Genomic DNA, 16,385 nt, shown 5'->3' on the forward strand with positions numbered 1-16,385 from the left:
AAGACCATCTATATATAAAGAAAAAGCCAATACCTTAACCAAGTACAGGAAGTAACAGAACTACCCTGCCCTAGTCTGTATAGAAATCTATAAGGATAAGTATAGGAAGCAATATCAGAGCAATATAGGAAGCAATAAAGAAAGGTGTAGGAATCAATACAGGGAAAGTATAGATAGCCAAATAGGAGAATATAGCAAGCTATAGAGGGTATATGGGGAGCTATGTGAAGTATATAGTCATCTAAATATAAACAACTATTGGATATTAATAAATGGTATTTCGGACGCGGCCAATATCAGCAATATAAAGAATAAAATTAGAAAGCTATTTAAGATTTAGAAATTAATATTAGAATATAGCGAACTATAAATAGAAATATAGCCCTCTATATAGGTAAATATAGAAAGCTATATTGAAATGGGCGCTGCGGTGTCGGAACCCTAGCTCTAGGGCGATTAATCCTGCATATTAGATTAATTGAAGGTTTACACTAAATCATGCTCATGATCGATTATGCTGCCTTTTAATGATATAGGTCTAAGGGTCGATAACTTAATCTTGGACCTTACCAATTTGGCTATTATATCAGCTATTTGTATGGAAAAAAGCCCTAGCAATTTCATCCTGAATTGGTGCATGGGGTAGCTTACTAAAAGTAATGATGGGGGCTACAGTTAAGATAGTCATATCTCAAAATAGTCTCTTTTAATGATTGTTGATCAGTCGGTGTGGTTATCAAAAATATTCTGTCACCCTCCCCATCTGCCATGCACCCTATCACTGCTCAAAAAATGACATTTTTGGATTTAAAATAGTCTTAATTATCAGAATAAAATCATTTCTTAAATCGACCAATAAACAAATTTTAATATATTTTTATCAAATGTTTTCTTAACATATGGCTTATACTTTTTCTTTTTATAAAAATTTGATAATAAATTTTGTTTTGACATGAATATTAAGCTGAATAATTTTCTTAAATCGCATGATTATCTTTCAAATCAAATAAAATCTAAAATCTAACTGCACACAATAATATAAATATTATACTTTTATGTTCTAATTATGCATAAACATTAGGTTTACATTTGATTTATAAATAATAATATAGTAATTTTAGGTTATTAATATACGTGTATATGTACTGGCGTTAGTCAACACTAAGCAATACATAATGAGGAAGACCCATGAGTACTGAGAAAATCAGCGAAACCGAATTGCAAAGTATGGCTGAGCAAATTAAGCAAAGACCAACTGAGTTCATTAAAGAACTCATTGACTTGCTACTTGAGTCATTGCAAGAGAAGCGTAAACAAGAAATCGAAGACTTAAAAGACGCAATGCTGGCAAAAGCTCAAGCACTTGGATTTGAAAACTTAAGTGATTTCATGCAAGAAACCCAAGTTAAAGGCGCTGCCAAAGTTGCCAAAACACCAAAGAAACCGACACGAAAAATCCCAATTCGATACCGTGATTCCGAAGTTTATGAAGATACTTGGACGGGTCGAGGCAAGCAGCCAAAATGGTTGGTAAAACGTTTGGAAGAAGGTCGTAAAATTGAAGAATTTGAACTGGCTACTCCAGAAGCTCCACCAGCAACTGAAACTGATGAAGTTTCAGATGAAGCTCAAGCTGAATAAGTTTATCTAAAAATATCTATTTTATATCCCGCTTCGGCGGGATTTTTTTGCGCCGTGTATTTGCATGAAAACAATTTTTACGGGCTGTTACCATCTTTCATACAAATTTCAGCGAACAATATTTAACCTTTTTTCGTGAGTGCTCACATGTTATATTTGACTTATCAATAGATGAGGATTCAGCTCATGTCCGAAAATTTTTACTTTATGGACCGTAATGATTCCGGTAATTCAAATTTTTTCTATAGACTGAATTATAGTTACCTTGTTCCAGTTTCCTCAAAAAGCGAAACAGACTGTAATCCTCAAAGTGAACGCCGTGTTAAATTCATTCGCAACTTAAGTACTAACTATGCCGATGCTTTGGCCAAGATCAACCAGCTAAAAGATGAAAATTTCATTCAGGGAAATATTGTTCTAATGAATGATGCGGGTCCAGTATTAACTGCTTCCTGCAAAAACGATGTAGATCGATTTGCAAACTTGGTAAAAGCAGGAATTCTAATAACAGGCAAATTTGCAGGGAAACATGTCAGTGAAGTGAGTGAGGAATATTTGCTTTGGGTCGTCACGAACCTATACAACCAGAACGATAATAAAAATCTTCTAGCCCATATTTGCTATAAATATTCAGAAGATCAAGGCTTGTTAAATCGTTGGATTAATCATGCTAATGAAATCTACAATGACCCACATTTTGCAGAACGTATAAATAAAATTATCAATCATGAAGTATTTATTTCTGGCAAATTTGCAGGGAAAACTTTTGATGAAGTCGCCTTTACGCGAACTCACATGGTCAAAGATTCTTTTAAGGAATATGCATTATGGCTAAAGAAACACACCACTATTTTTGACAAAGTAGAAGATAAGTTCGGCATCAATATAAAGGTCATTAATAACATTCCCTATCGTACAATCTCTAATACCAATATTATCGAGACAACTTCTGATAGTCTCCACTGGCATTCACAAATCAATCGGGATTTCGACCTGACCGTTTTAATGGTGAGACAAACGGTAATCAAAAGAAAAAATGTGGTCAGTGATAAGAAGCAACCTCTCTATCTTTTTGAGACTGAAAATATTCCATTAAGTGTTCATGAAGCTCTCTCTCTCCATAATTTGTATTGTGCAAAAAAATAATGTCTAAAACATCTATGGCTATGACTGCAGCTGAACGAAAGTCAAAAGAGAAAACTCAAAAAAATGCCATGGGACTTTTGAGAAGGTCCTATTGGTTAGATGAAAAAAGTTTGGCCACAATTGAAAAAATCAGAAAATCAAACTCACTCAAAAGTAATGATGAGGCACTGACCCTGCTCATTGAATTAGCATCACGACAATTGGACTGATTTGTATTGTGCAATACAATTAATCTCTAAAAAAAAGACTTAATTTAAAATTTTAGTCATGTTTCATACTAGCGTTTATTTCTGTAATTTTTTCAATTACTAGCTTCTATTGCTGTAAATACTAGCGTTTATTTTTGGAAACCACATCAAGAGTCTGTGCTATCTATTTTTTGGAATAATCAGCTGGATAACCACACTGTAGCCATGGTCTATAGTGTGACTGGTCAATCCACCCAGCAGTATCCCAAACTACAGCTTGCTTTTTATACTTGATCATATAAAGAATCCAAGCATGAAACAGGCTATCTGTTCTAATTTCTAAATCAGAACTCATTTCAAAATTTGGTATGATTAAATAACGCTTCTTCATAATATCGTTATCCTCAACGTAGTCTATTTATAAAAATATCATCTATTGATCAAATTAAAATAAAAAGCACCATACTTAATCATAAGAATAATTAGGGTGCTATGGATTTTCAGCCCTAATTCTAGAGCCAATTAAAGTGTCCAATTAAAACAATAATAGGCATCCAAGTAGATGCTTAATGTATTTTAATAAAGCGAAGTAGGATAAATACCATAGTTAAGTAGAATTTCCCAAGCAGCTGAATTTAACTCTGTAACATTTTCAGGTGATAAGTGGTGATTACCTTTAAGACCTACAACCCCATTTGTTCTAATGATACTTAACCAAGATATCTTTTTGAGCTTTACATGCTCCCCTGTAGATTCATTTTTACTCCAGAAAGTAAAAGATATCTCAGGCATATCACTTTTGATTTTTGGATATTCGCCATTTACTTTTTTAGGCATGGGCAACAAATGTATTTTTACTAACATATTATCGGGTAGATCGATTATTTCTTTCAAGATCGCCATAATATTTTCCTTTAAAAGTTCTATTTACAATTCATTCGGGAAAGGAATGTTCGACTTATTTCAAACTATTTTATTTTTATAATCAAAATATGGAGGTTATTTAGTATTTCATAACGGCATAACATAAAAATCACCAAAAAATAAATTAACAAAATCTTATTATATATTATTTTAATTATTTATCTATTGTTTATTCTATGATTATTATATTTTACAACAATTAATGTGCTCAATATAATAATCATATTTGCCATTTCTAACCATGCAATCTTGATTTTAACTTATCACTTACACAATTTTGTATTAAAAAAACAAGAAAAAACCCAACAATTAAACCCATTAAGAAATAATCATTCTCATACTTTTCTTTCACCCAAAAGAATATACTAATAAAAATAGTGACAACAGAGTAATATAATAAGTTTGATAAATTCTTAATTAGACTAGCATCATTTCTTCGATCAATTTTATTATTAACAGATGAAATAAAATCAACAGCTGAATTAATAATAATAATAGTATTTAGGATTATAAAAAATAAACCAATAGCCCCTATCTCCATAAGACCAAGATTTTTATGGATAAAACTTGCGAACAAATATTTAGATGAAAGAAAAACAACCAATGTAACTATAATTAAATAGAATGGAGTTTTAAAACTTTCTATAAAATTTATTTTTATCAAACTATTCATGACCATACATACTCTATCTTAAAAAATTTATCAATCTATTTCTATTGGAATGATATTTGCGATTCATTAGTTATTATAATTTGAGGAATTATACGGTTATTTTTTATATCTGATCTCGGTGAGTGCTTTACTTTCCCGAAACCACATATATTTTTATTTAAATATTTATTCAAATTAATATTTGTTGTACTCGGAACATAAAAATAGAATATTTCATTTGGATAAAAACTATCTATATTAATAAACTTATCATGACTTTTATGATGACTCCCAATACGAACCACCTTACCGCATACATTGGCATTTTGATCAATATATAACTTCGCTTGATTAGAGTTAATATTAGGTGATAGTGCAAAAACTGATTCAGCAAAAAGCAGACCAACAATAGTTAAAATTGCTCTCATATTAAACATCCTTAAATTTACCATTAGTGATTATTCAGCTGATTTTTTAAATCGTGTAGGTTTTCTATCATTAGTTTCACCATAGCAGCATCTAATTCTTCACCATTAATGAAATCATTTAGATTGTGATAGGTGTTTAAGATTTCTTCTTTAAGATCGCTGTCAGCTATTTCATTAAGCTTCATTTTAACCTCATTCACTTATCTAAACCTGATGCACGTTCTTCACACACATAGCGCTGTATTGCCCCAGATAGCTTCGATGGGTCAGCAAATGTATATGATAAGTTTTTTGCTTCTGTACGAGACTCATCTACTTTTTTATGCTCTTTAGTGAATTTAGCTAAATATAGTCTGGCAACTGTTTCATCCTTACAGCTTGCAACATTCTGTCCAATTAAGTACTGCCCTTTCGGGAAATCTTTATTATTTTCATCAATCGATTCAAGTTTGCTAAAAAATGTGGCCATTCCATTGCTCTTGTTGTACTTAACGGTTCTTGGCTCCACAAACATTTGCGCCTTGTCATTCTTTGCCAAAAATAGCCAATCTTTGCCGTTCACTCTCAAAAGTTTCTCACGGTCTTTATTTTCAGTCACATGACTAATTTTAGGAATGATTACATTATCAGGTGCAATTTCTTCGGCTCTAGGTGTCAAAATTGGATATTTAGAACCATATTCACATGCTACTAAATGAACTTTACCTTTAGGTGATTTAAGATCAATACGCTCTGTTTGAGATGGTTTCACGGCGATTTGATTGACAACATTATTATTGTTGTCAATTATTTTTATAGCGGAAATAGTTTGCATGTTGGCAGCACAATCATCAACCACATGTGCGATTAACATGTATCCAGTCATGAACTGAGGATTGTGGTCGCTTAATGAAATGGTGATTGAATCATATTCAATTGTGCTTTGAGCATTCGGAGAAACAAGAAGTTTACTTTTATCTAAATAGACTTTGCTAATTGGTGTCTCTGATATTAATGTGATTTTTTCAGCATACGCTGTTGAGCTAAGCAAGAAGCTTGCAAAAACCATCTGCATTTTTTTCATTTAAGAACGCCCAAAAAGAATAATTCGTCTATTTGGTATCAATAATATTATATTTGATTATTAAATACATTAATGTTTATCTATTATTTAATTATAATCACGGCGCTTAAAGCAGCCAAGCATAAGTTTCAATTGCTGTATACAAGTAATATGCAGATGACATCACACAGATAACCATTGTATTAGAAGTAATTATATATTCTTTAGGTATTTGTTCCCCATACTCTCTAATGCCTTGAAGATAAACATAAGTGTATGATGTAAAGACATAAATTATTGGCAAAAGACCAATAAATAATAAAATAAAATCTGCAATAGCCCTCTTAAAGGATACCGTACTAATTCCAAAATTAAACCCGATTGTTTGAGACATAATCAGAACAGCTGTCAGGAGCCATAAATAGAAACTTGCATAAAATATTGATAATTTCACGATGCTATTTTCGTTACATTAATAAACACAAGATAACATATAGCAAACATTTATTGAATGTTTATTATCGTGAATAATCATCCAAATTTAATGACACACTACATTAATGTCCATTTCTTTTTACGGCGTATATTTTTCAGATGCGTCTTATTGGTTTTTGCACTCTGCTCCAACTTGTTTTCTTCTACAATCTTCATTAAATGATCTATGAATGATTGATCAAATCGATTTTCACTTCGCCACATACGAAAAACAAATCCTGTACCCCGTTCAATTAAGCACTTACCAAAAAGAGGGTTCACACTCCCTTTTATCTTTGCCGAACCGATGTTTGTGACAATACCTGTAAAGGAGCTATTAGGCTCATCAAACAATGATGCCAAGTGCCCGATATGTCCATTATTTTGAAATATTGGATTATAGATGTCGTTTTTAATTCCTTTTCTATTTATGTGCTTCCACTGTGGTTTATCGATATCCGCATAAATCTTGCCATTTAAGTTTTTTGTTTCAATAACAAACAAGCCTTTTCTAGATAATACCAAGTGATCAATCTGTGTGGTTTTGCCACTTTTTGTTGGTAATGTCAGGTCATTGTAAACATAGGTTTTATTACGCTTCTGCATCCAAAAACTTAAACTTTTCGATACTTTAGCCTCACCAGCACGACCTTGTTGCGCTTTTTTATAGTTTGATTTTAGTTTGCCAATAAGAATAAATATTCCGATTACGCATACACACATTAGAATGCTATAAATATCCATGTAATAAACCTTTATCTAATATTATAAATAATATACTTAAAACAATTCACTAATGATATTATTATATATAATCTAAACTTTAAAAAATCGGTTTAAAATGAAGAAACCAATCGCTTTATTTACGATGGTAATTGTTGCATCCTTGGTCGGTTGTGGTGGTGATTCTAAGACTTCTGTAAGTGCTTTTCAGAAATCCACAATACTGAATAATTGCATGAAGCAAACATCTAACACCTTGTATAACAATAAATCGGTTCGTTTTGATACGGCGACTTTTACATCAACAGTGCCTACTGAAATTCAAAGTGAAGCGTTTGGTCGCCTGTTCATTGCCCGGGCAAAAAAACCAGCCGATGTTACCAAGCTGCTTACTCAACTTAACACCCATTCAGATTTGGTTATGTATGAATTAAAGTTGACCACTGGAAAGGACTCAGCAACCTGTCGTTATATGACATTCCGATCTATGTCAGGCGATACAATTAATACACCTGTGCTTTTCCAAATCCAAAAAAATAATAACTCCCCTTTAAATGCTTACAACGATTCTCCCTTAGTAGAGAAGAACGTTTTTGAATTCATCAAAGATTATCCTTTGCCGGTTCATGGTCTTTGGTATTTCAAACTTGATACCCAGCAAACCGCTACAAAAGGCCAAGGTAATGCCTTAGATAAGCTCCAATCTATTTTGCTTAATGCAACGAGTACTACTGAAACATTGCAAGATTTAGGCCCACGTATCCAAATTAACAATGCAAGTGAATTAGCTCGATATGCTGTTTCAAACTTAGATGTGCCTGAATATGTTCTTGAAAATCCAATGTACTTAACCCCAGTCGTTGTTAGTCGTCAGGTAACACGCCTCGCCAACATTAATGCAGATGATATATCGGTTAGACGCATGGATAAATTCAACGAAGAACGATACGTGGACCCAAATACAGGCATCAATATTCACAACGACACACTAGCTGAACTTAAAAACGATTATGGCTTAGATGATAGGACCCATAACATTGTCATTGAAGAAGTGAACAAGCAGGAAATGTTTAATCGCAATGTTGCTGGTGCTGCCCGAACAGGCGCTGATACCTATACAGATAATGAGCTTAAAGATGCCAAAATCAACTAAAATTACACCTCTTAGTACTGGGCCATTAGATACGCTTTATACCTATATGCTTGCTGTATTCGGCAACTTAAATAGTCAGCACAAAATTGGTATGCACTTGTCTAGAGTCGAAAATCTTGAAGCACAAGAATCCGGTGTTGTTTGGCTCTCACGGGCTGCGCTTAAAGGGCATCCGAATTCATGCCTTGAGTTAGCACTTCACTACATTAACAACTGTAGTGATACTGATAAAGCGATTGAAATTCTTCGCCTTGCAAACACTGATACAACCGATACTAATCTTACTGGACAAATACATGCCTTACTGGGTCAACTGCTATTAGGAAAGTATACTGACGTTATCGATCACCGTAAGTTTGAGAAGCAAACTCAAATAAAGAAAAAAGGTCAGGACGCTTTAGACAAATACATTCAGTCTTTGATGCCCAAAAAGGCCAAGCCTAAAAAAGTGACCTCACTCAACATTAGCGAAAAACAATTAAGTGCTTATCTTGATGAAGCACTACCAAATCTATATCAAGCACAGAAACTTAAACACCCTATGGCCAACCATGCTTTAGCCGTATATCTCATTCAATATTCAAAAAGAGAAAAAGCGAATACCTCTAAGGGTCTTGATCTTCTACATAGCTCTGCAAATGAAGGTTTTGCCCCTTCATGTCAAGTTCTTGCTGGTATTTATGAAAATGGTTTGTACGGCGTCACTCAGAACATCCGTAGGGGGCTAGAGTTACGCGTGACTGCAGCAAAGAAAGGTTCAAAAGAAGCCCAATACACGTTGGGATACTTGCTCTATAACGGGCAAGGCTTTGAGGAAAACAAGGACATGGGCCTTGAACTAATTAAAGAGTCTGCTTTCAAAGGAAATAATGAAGCTGCTGTATTCCTAGACACAATTAAACACACGCCATCATGAGCTGTGTTGAGGTAGTCATGAAAATTAAGAATAGTGTTTTAAAGAAAGTTAATGATTTAATACCAGCTACATCACTTATTGGTCGAGTAATACGATTTAGCCTGTTGCTTTTCGTACTTGCCATACCTGTATACACATATCAAACCTTTGTGTCTGATACCACAACGATACTGCATACAAAGTGTGAAAACATCTCTGAAATTACAGCCAAAGATAAAGATCGCATAGATGAGCTTTATAAATATGCCGGTGGAAAAGACACTGTGCCAGTTTGTACGTTATTGCCGGTCCCAACGACTGATGCCGACTTAACTAAAGTCAATGGTTTAAATCAAGCAATTAAGTACCCTATCCCGTTTTTTGGTTCAATCTTTTACTACCTTGCTTCTAATATTCTTGTATTTGCCTCTTTAGCATTCCTGTATCTGGTTATTGTTCAAGACGCCTACCCTGTACTTGGAAGAACTTACTTCCGTCAATTCTTAACGGCGTCTGCAGTATTTCTATTAACCGTTAATGTCATGCTGCCTACAGTCACCAGTGTTCAGCTTGCCACTCTTTCACAGAATGCAATTAACAAAAATGAGCTTGCAGTAGATAACCGTCTCTTGTGCTCCAATGATCATGTTTTCGACATGCTTAAGTACCACAACGCTATACCATCTGTATATGCAGGCTATCAAATCATCCCGTTAGAAAATAAGCCTTATAACGCGATTATGTGCCATGGGCAAAAAGTAAAGATTTTAGAAAATACTAAACCCCATCCAGCATTCGGCTTCTTTGGCCACTTTTCTCAATTTATTTTAAACATTCTGCTTTTTCTGCCGATTCCATTTTTATTAGTTTTAGTTTTGAACCTATACAAACGATTAATTCATCGGATTCTTAATCGATAAGGATTATTTATGTCAAATCAACTTGAGCAGCGCAATATGATTGAAGGTTCCGAACATCACATGCTTCGTGATAAATTTACACCGGATATTTTTAGCCATTTTACAGACAGTGAAATTGAGAAAATATGTAAAACCATGGTGTCTTATGCCACCATCAGGAAACAATTCAAAATAGTTGATTTTGATTTGGTTAAAGCATTTATTTTTAAAACATTGAATGATAAGCCTCACTTTTTACCCGTTTTTCAAAAGATACTCATCACGAAACCGAGAAGACCAACTCCTTCTAAGAAGAAGATGTAAAGGAATGCCTTGGTATCTGATCTAGGGCAATAAAAAAGCGACCGGTATGGGTCGCTTTTTGTTTCAAAAATTCTATAAATCAATTTATGGTCAATTCTAAATCTGATAAGCCTTGCAATTCTTTTCCGTACTGATCACTTATAAATCATCTAAACCAAGATACCAGTTTAATAAATGATTAACACGATCCAAATCTTCATCTTTGTAATAAAGGTTTATTATCGCACGGTCTTCCATTGAAACGTCAATTCTTGAATTAGGACGATAGTTCATAGCCTCAAGAAAGAACCAAGCATCTACTAGCGTAAAATCATATTTTGAAGCTAAATTATCTATACATGTCTTTTCTTCATTTGAAAAATTGTAATCTTCCAAGAAACATGAAAAAGCTTTACAGCATTCAGCCCAATTGGTGTAATCATTACTTAAATCAAAAGGCTTTCCATATTTTTCCTCCAATAATTTAGCTATAAAACCCATCTCAATATCTTCACGTTTCTTTGAACTATTAAGTTTTTTTCTTAAATAGTCTAAATAACCCAATGGAAAATATAAAATTTGAGCATGTGAAAGTTTGTCATCACAATATGCAACAACATCTGATTTATGTATGTTTTTATGCACAGGTATTCTATCTATAATTTCTTGAAGAGTTGGTACATTCATATCAATTCGCCTTAAATTTTCTCATACATGCTGTAGATCGAGCCAGCATTTACTTAATAAAATAATATACCATTTAAGAAAATGTTTATTTATTAAAATAAATTTTATTAATAATACAATACATACATTACATAAACGATTGTATGATTAAATTACATTTTATCAAAAAGCACAGTCGGTCACGGCGCGTACGTGAGGTCCCCAATAAGGATTTGCCCCAACTATGATTTTCGAATAACTTCAAACGCATGAAAAAAGGTAAATAAACGATGAATGACTCTCAACCGTTAGAACATTTTTTTAAAAAATAAGCCTCTATTCGTAAGCAATCCTGTAAAGATGAAAGAGTTCAAAAAGAAACTTCCTCAATTCGGAATTGCCACTCTACTAATCTCTGGCATTGCCCTTTGGTGTAACGATGTTCTTATGCCACGAATCGATATTGCGCAACAGCATGTATCAAATGACTTAATCAAAGCTGAAATGGTTCAATTAGCAGATCAGGGTAAATCATCTGCAATTTTATGGCTTGCATCTAACTACTCTGACTCTAAATATATGGCGCAACTTGATACCCAAGTCGCACAAAATAACTCAGATGCAATGATGGTGAAGGCTAGTAATCTTTATGCAACGAATAAATCCCTTGCTTTACAGCTTATTCAATCTGCTGCAGTTGAGGGTAATCCCTCTGCAATAAAATACTTGTCTGACAAAAAAGTCACTGATATTGGTCTATCTAAGTTCCTAACAGAATATTTGATTAAATAATGCTTTGATTATCATAGGGTACATCTATTATCCTTAAGGAATGGATTCCCCCTAGTGATGTTGATATCCTCTTTCGAGCAGATCACACACGCGGTTTTAAGAATTAGATTCAAAACTTAATGGTAGTTGTTGAAGCAATACATCGCACACGCGGTTTTTAGGTCATCAATTTTATCTAAGTCTACTTTGATAAAGTTAAATATCGCACACGCGATTCTAATAAAAAAACACCTCATGAAGGTGTTTTTTTATTTATAGCGCTGTTAACTATCTATCGAAAGCTCATCTCTGATTCTTCACTAATGTTATCCACCATACCTTTAGCAAAAGCTTTTCCTGCAGTAGAAGCACTCATGCTAAAAATTTCGCTGATACTACCTTTCGTCACTGTATAATCACGAACCTTATCTGTTTTCATCTCTCGCTTAAGTGTATTCATATCACCAAACCGATCTGCAATACCCAGTTCAATTGCCTTAGTTCCTGTCCAGTAATCACCTGTAAATAAATCAGGGTCATTCTTTAAACGCTTTCCGCGACCATCCTTCACTGCTTGGATAAAATGGCCATGTAAATCCTTAAGGACTGCATTTACATGAGCTTCTTGTTCTGGCGTTACGTCATGGAACATCGAATAAGCAATTTTGTTTCGTCCCGCATGAAGCGTACGGTCTTTAACTCCAACTTTATCTGCAAGGCCACGAATATCATAATTTGACATCAACACCCCGATAGAACCAATAATTGACGATCTACTTAAAATGATTTCATCTGCGCTTGATGCGATGTAATACGCTGCGGATGCTGCAACGTCCTCTACGACCGCATACAGCTTCTTCTCTGGGTATTTGGACTTAAGGTACATGATCTCGTTATAAATCGTTTCTGAGTGATATGGTGAGCCACCACCAGAATTGATTTTAAGAACAATAGCTTTACTATTTGGGTCCTTAAATGCTTCTTCCAAGCTTTTCGTAATGGAGTAAACATTTACGTCATCATCTTTTGATACCATTCCATAGATTTTAACGGTTGCAATATGATCACCACTATCAAAGACACTTCCAATACCTGAAATTTTCAATAAATTGAAGATGACCAGTAAGCTAATTGCTATACCAAGAAATAACGCCACATAGTCTAAAGCTGTTCTTTTTTTATAAATATAAAATGGTGTTTTTTCCACGACATCATGCTCTGTACGTTTGAACAGATTGCATATATATTCTTTGAATCGATTAGCCATGGAATCTCCAATAACAAAATTATTTAATTTATTAAAATCACTTTCATTATATTTTATTAGCTAATCAATACAATTTATTTTAGTTAATATTCATTCGATATCTTTGTGGTCTTCAAATAAAAAAGCCTATAAAACACTTTCATGATTTATAGGCTCTCTAAGGTAAATGTATCATTAAATAATATGTGAGTTTGCTTTGATTTGCTGTAGGGCCTTCTCTCTTTCTTCCTTGTTAGTATCCCAGCATTGATCTTTACTTAGCTCAGGATTCCGCGTACAAGCGCATTTAGACACATAATACTCCCAGCCCTCTTGCCCTGTTAATTCTGTTTTCTCTATACGGCCAGTAAGCAGACATAGACAACCATTTTCAAAATACTTAACTTCTTGATCACTCATAAATCACCCATTTAAAAATAAAAAAAATGAGCGACATCTCCCCGACAATCGCTCATTCATTACATCTTACATCTCTATCGCTTTATGCCTTCACCAAGCATTAGTAGAATATACATAATAAATATTTATTAGTAAATGTTTATGCAATGTTTATTTTAAAAATACAATAATGATTATCTTGAAATTAATAAGTATAATATCAAATTAGTCGCCAGAAAAAATTTTAGAGCACCCATTTATGAAAAAAGCATTCTTGCTAATACCCGTTCTTGTAGCACTTGCAGGCTGTAATAACAAAGCAACAGATGTTCCTATCCTAAAAGTCCCAGCTCCGTCAGACATTGCACTTCAAGCCACCGAAGATTTTTTTCATTTGAATGTAGATATTCTTGAATCAACACCAGACAATAATACTAAAATTAAGCAATACACTACTGTTTATCAAGATAATACCTGTGATATAGAAGTGGATTCTGAAACCCTAAAAGTTGTAAGCATGGCATGTCAGAAAGTCATTACCCATCAAGAAAAACTTCTGGATAAAATGCTAACCCCTAAAGGTAAGGAGTCGTACCAAAAATTAGTTGAGAAAGTCGGATAATTTGATCGATTGTTTCCAATAGACACCATCCCGTAAAGTGAATAATTTATGTATAAAATAGTCCCAACTGCTCAACTTGTATTTCAAATTGTTAATGATAAACTATCAAAACAACAAAGTAAGAAATTGATTTTATTATCAATCATTAAACAGGTCTTATTGGCTTATTTGGTTGCTGTAGTTTTTGGTACAATCCTTTACTTTGCTTTTGGTACACCTGAAAGCCAGCCGGCTTTTATTGCAAGCTTTTTCTTTCTACTCCCTTTGATGATCATTGGTTCTATTTATTACATGATCAAAAAATATACTTTATCAATGGGGTTATATGATTTTACCGTTAAATATTTTGACAAAAGCATAAATGATGTTGCCAATGCCTTTGACACGTTCACTTCTGGTTATTTGATTGATTTTTTGTGTCTTGAAACAGACCTGTATGATTCCCAGACAGTTGAAATAAAAGATCATAATTCAATTAATTACGGTGAATTAAGGAAAAGTGTTTTAAAGGTTTATAATAAAAATAAATCTCCAAAGATACCGTTTCGTACTAAAGAATATAAAAATTATATGAACCTACTGATTCATGTGCTTAAAAATCCTTTGGACGAAATCACATTCAGAGAAATGTATTTACGCAGCAAGCAATAAATTAGCTATGCGGAATAAGTGATGGAATTAATGAAATAGCCAATCTTTAAGAGTGGCTGGTTTTGTAGTGAAATGTGTGGCAGATTCAGGGTGTAATACACCCTCAATGAATTTAGTCAAAAATTCGCATAAAAGTTAGTTTAGTTGACAAATTATTGAATTAGCCCTAATTTTTGGTTGACAAAAAACCAAATTAGCCCTAAACCAAACTTTTAAATTAAAAATATGATAATGGATTTATTTTTAAAAATTGGCGGGATTTTATCAATTTTGGTTATTCCAATTTTATTGGCTTTTTTGAACAATAAATTACCGCATTTAAAGCATAAGCAAGAAAGCAAAGTAGAGTCTTTAAGACTATCATTAGAATTCGAAGCTCAAGATTTAAAAATACGGTCTGATTTGTATAAAGACAGATTAGCAAAGTCCCTTTTTAACAATGATGCGCTCACTTATAACGAGGCAAAGTTTTTTTCACAATATGAAAATGCTGATTGCTGGGTAGCACAATATGCTGGAATTAGAAACATGCTCACGCGAGAGCGAGATGAGACTGGTGCAATTACGGGGTTTAAACCTAAATCTAATTTGTTTAAAGCCTTCTTGTTTTTCGTTGGATATATTTCACTCTCATCTATTGGAGTAATTCCACTTGTAATCATGAATGAATATATTGCATGGATGTTAAGTGTTTATGAAAAAGGAATACTATTAATAATTCCTTTGCAAGCTTTTATGCCAATTATATCTTTATTACTTGGATATCTGTGCTTAAAGAACTTTGATAAATATGTCGATTGTCGCGCCTTTCTTCGTTGCTTTAAGAGAGATGCTTATAAAATACCTAAAATAGCGATTGATGAAACAGAATCGACTACATAGCGGGAGCTAAGTAGAATGGTTTTATTGGAAGTTAAATTTGCATAGAAACCCCTTAAAATTTAAGGGATATTTTAATTTTCACAGGTTATTCCGTATAGCCAATAAACTTCTTATTCCTTAATTAACTTACTACGCACCATTATCTAATCATCATTGAGTAAAGGAATGCACGTTCTTTTTCTAAGTCACTAAGATGAAAGTAGTCATCATCTTCCTGATGAACCTCCGGTGCGTGGTTGCCTATGTATATATTCCCCCTCATGAACTTTACTACTTCAACCTTACCTTTGTCATTAACTTCCAATAGCCCCCAACGCTCAGGGATTAGCGATAATTTAATCAAACCTTTTGGCGCCAAATACAGACGATAATTCCCTATGGATGAAAGAAGCCCCTGTCTTTCTGGCTTTTTAAAATCGGCTCTAAAGTCTGCCATTGAGGTTTTACACTCAATCATCAAACTACAGTTAGATCGGAATGCGATAACATCTGGTTGCTCCCTACTACCAATACACTTCAATTCTTTAGCTGCAATTGGAAACTTGAGCTGTTTAAGAACATAGTTATAGCCAATCTCTACCAATTCCGGATGAGTCCATTTAATTTCATTATTCACAATAAGCCCTTTTTTGATCTTTATTTTTTCATTCACGATCACAATAAAAAAGGGTGGCCATGAT

The 16,385-nt window shown here is 33.6% G+C and carries 23 protein-coding genes; 11 read left to right on the forward strand and 12 right to left on the reverse strand.

Features of this window, described 5'->3' with window-relative positions; translation table 11 throughout:
- Nucleotides 1-1,188 precede the first annotated feature (1,188 nt).
- The 3 genes from AMD27_RS16260 to AMD27_RS16270 all read left to right on the forward strand — a co-directional run bounded on the left by AMD27_RS16260 (nt 1,189) and on the right by AMD27_RS16270 (nt 2,996).
- On the forward strand, nt 1,189-1,641 hold the full coding sequence (locus AMD27_RS16260; protein ID WP_067663163.1) for an H-NS family nucleoid-associated regulatory protein: 453 nt from the start codon (nt 1,189-1,191) through the stop codon (nt 1,639-1,641).
- A 186-nt stretch (nt 1,642-1,827) separates the two neighbouring features.
- Entirely contained in the window at nt 1,828-2,787 is a 960-nt protein-coding gene (locus tag AMD27_RS16265; protein WP_150115827.1) for a hypothetical protein, read from the forward strand.
- Entirely contained in the window at nt 2,787-2,996 is a 210-nt protein-coding gene (locus tag AMD27_RS16270) for a hypothetical protein (RefSeq protein WP_228140762.1), read from the forward strand. The genes AMD27_RS16265 and AMD27_RS16270 overlap by 1 nt, the downstream gene beginning before the upstream one ends.
- 163 nt (nt 2,997-3,159) lie before the next feature.
- Here the strand turns inward: AMD27_RS16270 and AMD27_RS16275 are convergent, their stop codons facing one another.
- The 8 genes from AMD27_RS16275 to AMD27_RS16300 form a co-directional block, all read right to left on the reverse strand.
- Nucleotides 3,160-3,366: a hypothetical protein gene (locus tag AMD27_RS16275; protein WP_067663168.1), complete on the reverse strand. Its 207-nt coding sequence runs from the start codon at nt 3,364-3,366 to the stop codon at nt 3,160-3,162.
- Nucleotides 3,367-3,551: 185 nt separating this feature from the next.
- Complete coding sequence (locus AMD27_RS16280) at nt 3,552-3,878, reverse strand: hypothetical protein (protein WP_067663171.1); 327 nt, start codon at nt 3,876-3,878, stop codon at nt 3,552-3,554.
- A 256-nt stretch (nt 3,879-4,134) separates the two neighbouring features.
- Entirely contained in the window at nt 4,135-4,572 is a 438-nt protein-coding gene (locus tag AMD27_RS16285; protein ID WP_150115828.1) for a hypothetical protein, read from the reverse strand.
- 41 nt (nt 4,573-4,613) lie between these two features.
- Complete coding sequence (locus tag AMD27_RS16290; protein ID WP_067663177.1) at nt 4,614-4,979, reverse strand: hypothetical protein; 366 nt, start codon at nt 4,977-4,979, stop codon at nt 4,614-4,616.
- 23 nt (nt 4,980-5,002) lie between these two features.
- Nucleotides 5,003-5,164: a hypothetical protein gene (locus AMD27_RS18815; RefSeq protein WP_171254878.1), complete on the reverse strand. Its 162-nt coding sequence runs from the start codon at nt 5,162-5,164 to the stop codon at nt 5,003-5,005.
- Between the two features lie 11 nt (nt 5,165-5,175).
- Entirely contained in the window at nt 5,176-6,042 is an 867-nt protein-coding gene (locus tag AMD27_RS16295; protein ID WP_067663180.1) for a hypothetical protein, read from the reverse strand.
- A 106-nt stretch (nt 6,043-6,148) separates the two neighbouring features.
- Entirely contained in the window at nt 6,149-6,415 is a 267-nt protein-coding gene (locus AMD27_RS18655; RefSeq protein ID WP_150115829.1) for a hypothetical protein, read from the reverse strand.
- A 158-nt stretch (nt 6,416-6,573) separates the two neighbouring features.
- Complete coding sequence (locus AMD27_RS16300; protein WP_067663183.1) at nt 6,574-7,239, reverse strand: nuclease-related domain-containing protein; 666 nt, start codon at nt 7,237-7,239, stop codon at nt 6,574-6,576.
- A gap of 97 nt (nt 7,240-7,336) precedes the next feature.
- Here AMD27_RS16300 and AMD27_RS16305 point away from each other — a divergent pair, with 97 nt between their 5' ends.
- From AMD27_RS16305 to AMD27_RS16320, 4 genes are read left to right on the forward strand one after another with little or no spacing between them, the layout of a single operon-like run.
- Nucleotides 7,337-8,371 (forward strand): hypothetical protein, encoded by a 1,035-nt coding sequence (locus AMD27_RS16305; RefSeq protein WP_150115830.1) that lies wholly within the window; start codon nt 7,337-7,339, stop codon nt 8,369-8,371.
- Nucleotides 8,355-9,287 (forward strand): tetratricopeptide repeat protein, encoded by a 933-nt coding sequence (locus tag AMD27_RS16310; protein WP_067663189.1) that lies wholly within the window; start codon nt 8,355-8,357, stop codon nt 9,285-9,287. The genes AMD27_RS16305 and AMD27_RS16310 overlap by 17 nt, the downstream gene beginning before the upstream one ends.
- 17 nt (nt 9,288-9,304) lie before the next feature.
- Nucleotides 9,305-10,186 (forward strand): hypothetical protein, encoded by an 882-nt coding sequence (locus AMD27_RS16315; protein WP_067663192.1) that lies wholly within the window; start codon nt 9,305-9,307, stop codon nt 10,184-10,186.
- Nucleotides 10,187-10,195: 9 nt separating this feature from the next.
- Nucleotides 10,196-10,489, forward strand: a complete 294-nt coding sequence (locus AMD27_RS16320; protein ID WP_067663195.1) for a hypothetical protein — start codon at nt 10,196-10,198, stop codon at nt 10,487-10,489.
- A gap of 138 nt (nt 10,490-10,627) precedes the next feature.
- Here the strand turns inward: AMD27_RS16320 and AMD27_RS16325 are convergent, their stop codons facing one another.
- On the reverse strand, nt 10,628-11,155 hold the full coding sequence (locus tag AMD27_RS16325) for a hypothetical protein (protein WP_067663198.1): 528 nt from the start codon (nt 11,153-11,155) through the stop codon (nt 10,628-10,630).
- A 339-nt stretch (nt 11,156-11,494) separates the two neighbouring features.
- Here AMD27_RS16325 and AMD27_RS16330 point away from each other — a divergent pair, with 339 nt between their 5' ends.
- Nucleotides 11,495-11,926, forward strand: a complete 432-nt coding sequence (locus tag AMD27_RS16330) for a hypothetical protein (protein WP_067663201.1) — start codon at nt 11,495-11,497, stop codon at nt 11,924-11,926.
- A 271-nt stretch (nt 11,927-12,197) separates the two neighbouring features.
- Here the strand turns inward: AMD27_RS16330 and AMD27_RS16335 are convergent, their stop codons facing one another.
- Both AMD27_RS16335 and AMD27_RS16340 read right to left on the reverse strand, forming a co-directional pair.
- On the reverse strand, nt 12,198-13,172 hold the full coding sequence (locus tag AMD27_RS16335; protein WP_067663204.1) for a S49 family peptidase: 975 nt from the start codon (nt 13,170-13,172) through the stop codon (nt 12,198-12,200).
- A 174-nt stretch (nt 13,173-13,346) separates the two neighbouring features.
- The gene (locus tag AMD27_RS16340) at nt 13,347-13,571 is read right to left on the reverse strand and encodes a hypothetical protein (protein ID WP_067663207.1); all 225 of its coding nucleotides are present in this window, start codon (nt 13,569-13,571) and stop codon (nt 13,347-13,349) included.
- Between the two features lie 238 nt (nt 13,572-13,809).
- On the opposite strand from AMD27_RS16340, the gene AMD27_RS16345 reads away from it, so the two are divergent.
- The 3 genes from AMD27_RS16345 (at nt 13,810) to AMD27_RS16355 (ending at nt 15,705) form a co-directional block, all read left to right on the forward strand.
- Nucleotides 13,810-14,172, forward strand: coding sequence for a hypothetical protein (locus AMD27_RS16345; protein WP_067663210.1), 363 nt, complete (start codon nt 13,810-13,812; stop codon nt 14,170-14,172).
- A 48-nt stretch (nt 14,173-14,220) separates the two neighbouring features.
- A complete protein-coding gene (locus tag AMD27_RS16350; RefSeq protein ID WP_067663213.1) occupies nt 14,221-14,823 on the forward strand; it encodes a hypothetical protein in 603 nt (200 codons plus the stop codon).
- A 231-nt stretch (nt 14,824-15,054) separates the two neighbouring features.
- The gene (locus tag AMD27_RS16355; protein ID WP_067663216.1) at nt 15,055-15,705 is read left to right on the forward strand and encodes a hypothetical protein; all 651 of its coding nucleotides are present in this window, start codon (nt 15,055-15,057) and stop codon (nt 15,703-15,705) included.
- A gap of 139 nt (nt 15,706-15,844) precedes the next feature.
- Here the strand turns inward: AMD27_RS16355 and AMD27_RS16360 are convergent, their stop codons facing one another.
- Nucleotides 15,845-16,357 carry an MmcB family DNA repair protein gene (locus AMD27_RS16360; RefSeq protein ID WP_228140763.1) on the reverse strand — a complete coding sequence of 171 codons (513 nt, stop codon included), beginning with the start codon at nt 16,355-16,357 and terminating at the stop codon, nt 15,845-15,847.
- Nucleotides 16,358-16,385: the final 28 nt, after the last annotated feature.

This window comes from Acinetobacter sp. TGL-Y2, from assembly GCF_001612555.1.
Lineage (GTDB): Bacteria > Pseudomonadota > Gammaproteobacteria > Pseudomonadales > Moraxellaceae > Acinetobacter.

Excerpts from the sequence above, each read along its gene's own strand:
- AMD27_RS16260 (WP_067663163.1), top strand. The coding sequence starts at position 1,189 with ATGAGTACTGAGAAAATCAGCGAAACCGAATTGCAAAGTATGGCTGAG.
- AMD27_RS16265 (WP_150115827.1), top strand. The coding sequence starts at position 1,828 with ATGTCCGAAAATTTTTACTTTATGGACCGTAATGATTCCGGTAATTCA.
- AMD27_RS16270 (WP_228140762.1), top strand. The coding sequence starts at position 2,787 with ATGTCTAAAACATCTATGGCTATGACTGCAGCTGAACGAAAGTCAAAA.
- AMD27_RS16275 (WP_067663168.1), bottom strand. The coding sequence starts at position 3,366 with ATGAAGAAGCGTTATTTAATCATACCAAATTTTGAAATGAGTTCTGAT.
- AMD27_RS16280 (WP_067663171.1), bottom strand. The coding sequence starts at position 3,878 with ATGGCGATCTTGAAAGAAATAATCGATCTACCCGATAATATGTTAGTA.
- AMD27_RS16285 (WP_150115828.1), bottom strand. The coding sequence starts at position 4,572 with ATGAATAGTTTGATAAAAATAAATTTTATAGAAAGTTTTAAAACTCCA.
- AMD27_RS16290 (WP_067663177.1), bottom strand. The coding sequence starts at position 4,979 with ATGAGAGCAATTTTAACTATTGTTGGTCTGCTTTTTGCTGAATCAGTT.
- AMD27_RS18815 (WP_171254878.1), bottom strand. The coding sequence starts at position 5,164 with ATGAAGCTTAATGAAATAGCTGACAGCGATCTTAAAGAAGAAATCTTA.
- AMD27_RS16295 (WP_067663180.1), bottom strand. The coding sequence starts at position 6,042 with ATGAAAAAAATGCAGATGGTTTTTGCAAGCTTCTTGCTTAGCTCAACA.
- AMD27_RS18655 (WP_150115829.1), bottom strand. The coding sequence starts at position 6,415 with ATGTCTCAAACAATCGGGTTTAATTTTGGAATTAGTACGGTATCCTTT.
- AMD27_RS16300 (WP_067663183.1), bottom strand. The coding sequence starts at position 7,239 with ATGGATATTTATAGCATTCTAATGTGTGTATGCGTAATCGGAATATTT.
- AMD27_RS16305 (WP_150115830.1), top strand. The coding sequence starts at position 7,337 with ATGAAGAAACCAATCGCTTTATTTACGATGGTAATTGTTGCATCCTTG.
- AMD27_RS16310 (WP_067663189.1), top strand. The coding sequence starts at position 8,355 with ATGCCAAAATCAACTAAAATTACACCTCTTAGTACTGGGCCATTAGAT.
- AMD27_RS16315 (WP_067663192.1), top strand. The coding sequence starts at position 9,305 with ATGAAAATTAAGAATAGTGTTTTAAAGAAAGTTAATGATTTAATACCA.
- AMD27_RS16320 (WP_067663195.1), top strand. The coding sequence starts at position 10,196 with ATGTCAAATCAACTTGAGCAGCGCAATATGATTGAAGGTTCCGAACAT.
- AMD27_RS16325 (WP_067663198.1), bottom strand. The coding sequence starts at position 11,155 with ATGAATGTACCAACTCTTCAAGAAATTATAGATAGAATACCTGTGCAT.
- AMD27_RS16330 (WP_067663201.1), top strand. The coding sequence starts at position 11,495 with ATGAAAGAGTTCAAAAAGAAACTTCCTCAATTCGGAATTGCCACTCTA.
- AMD27_RS16335 (WP_067663204.1), bottom strand. The coding sequence starts at position 13,172 with ATGGCTAATCGATTCAAAGAATATATATGCAATCTGTTCAAACGTACA.
- AMD27_RS16340 (WP_067663207.1), bottom strand. The coding sequence starts at position 13,571 with ATGAGTGATCAAGAAGTTAAGTATTTTGAAAATGGTTGTCTATGTCTG.
- AMD27_RS16345 (WP_067663210.1), top strand. The coding sequence starts at position 13,810 with ATGAAAAAAGCATTCTTGCTAATACCCGTTCTTGTAGCACTTGCAGGC.
- AMD27_RS16350 (WP_067663213.1), top strand. The coding sequence starts at position 14,221 with ATGTATAAAATAGTCCCAACTGCTCAACTTGTATTTCAAATTGTTAAT.
- AMD27_RS16355 (WP_067663216.1), top strand. The coding sequence starts at position 15,055 with ATGGATTTATTTTTAAAAATTGGCGGGATTTTATCAATTTTGGTTATT.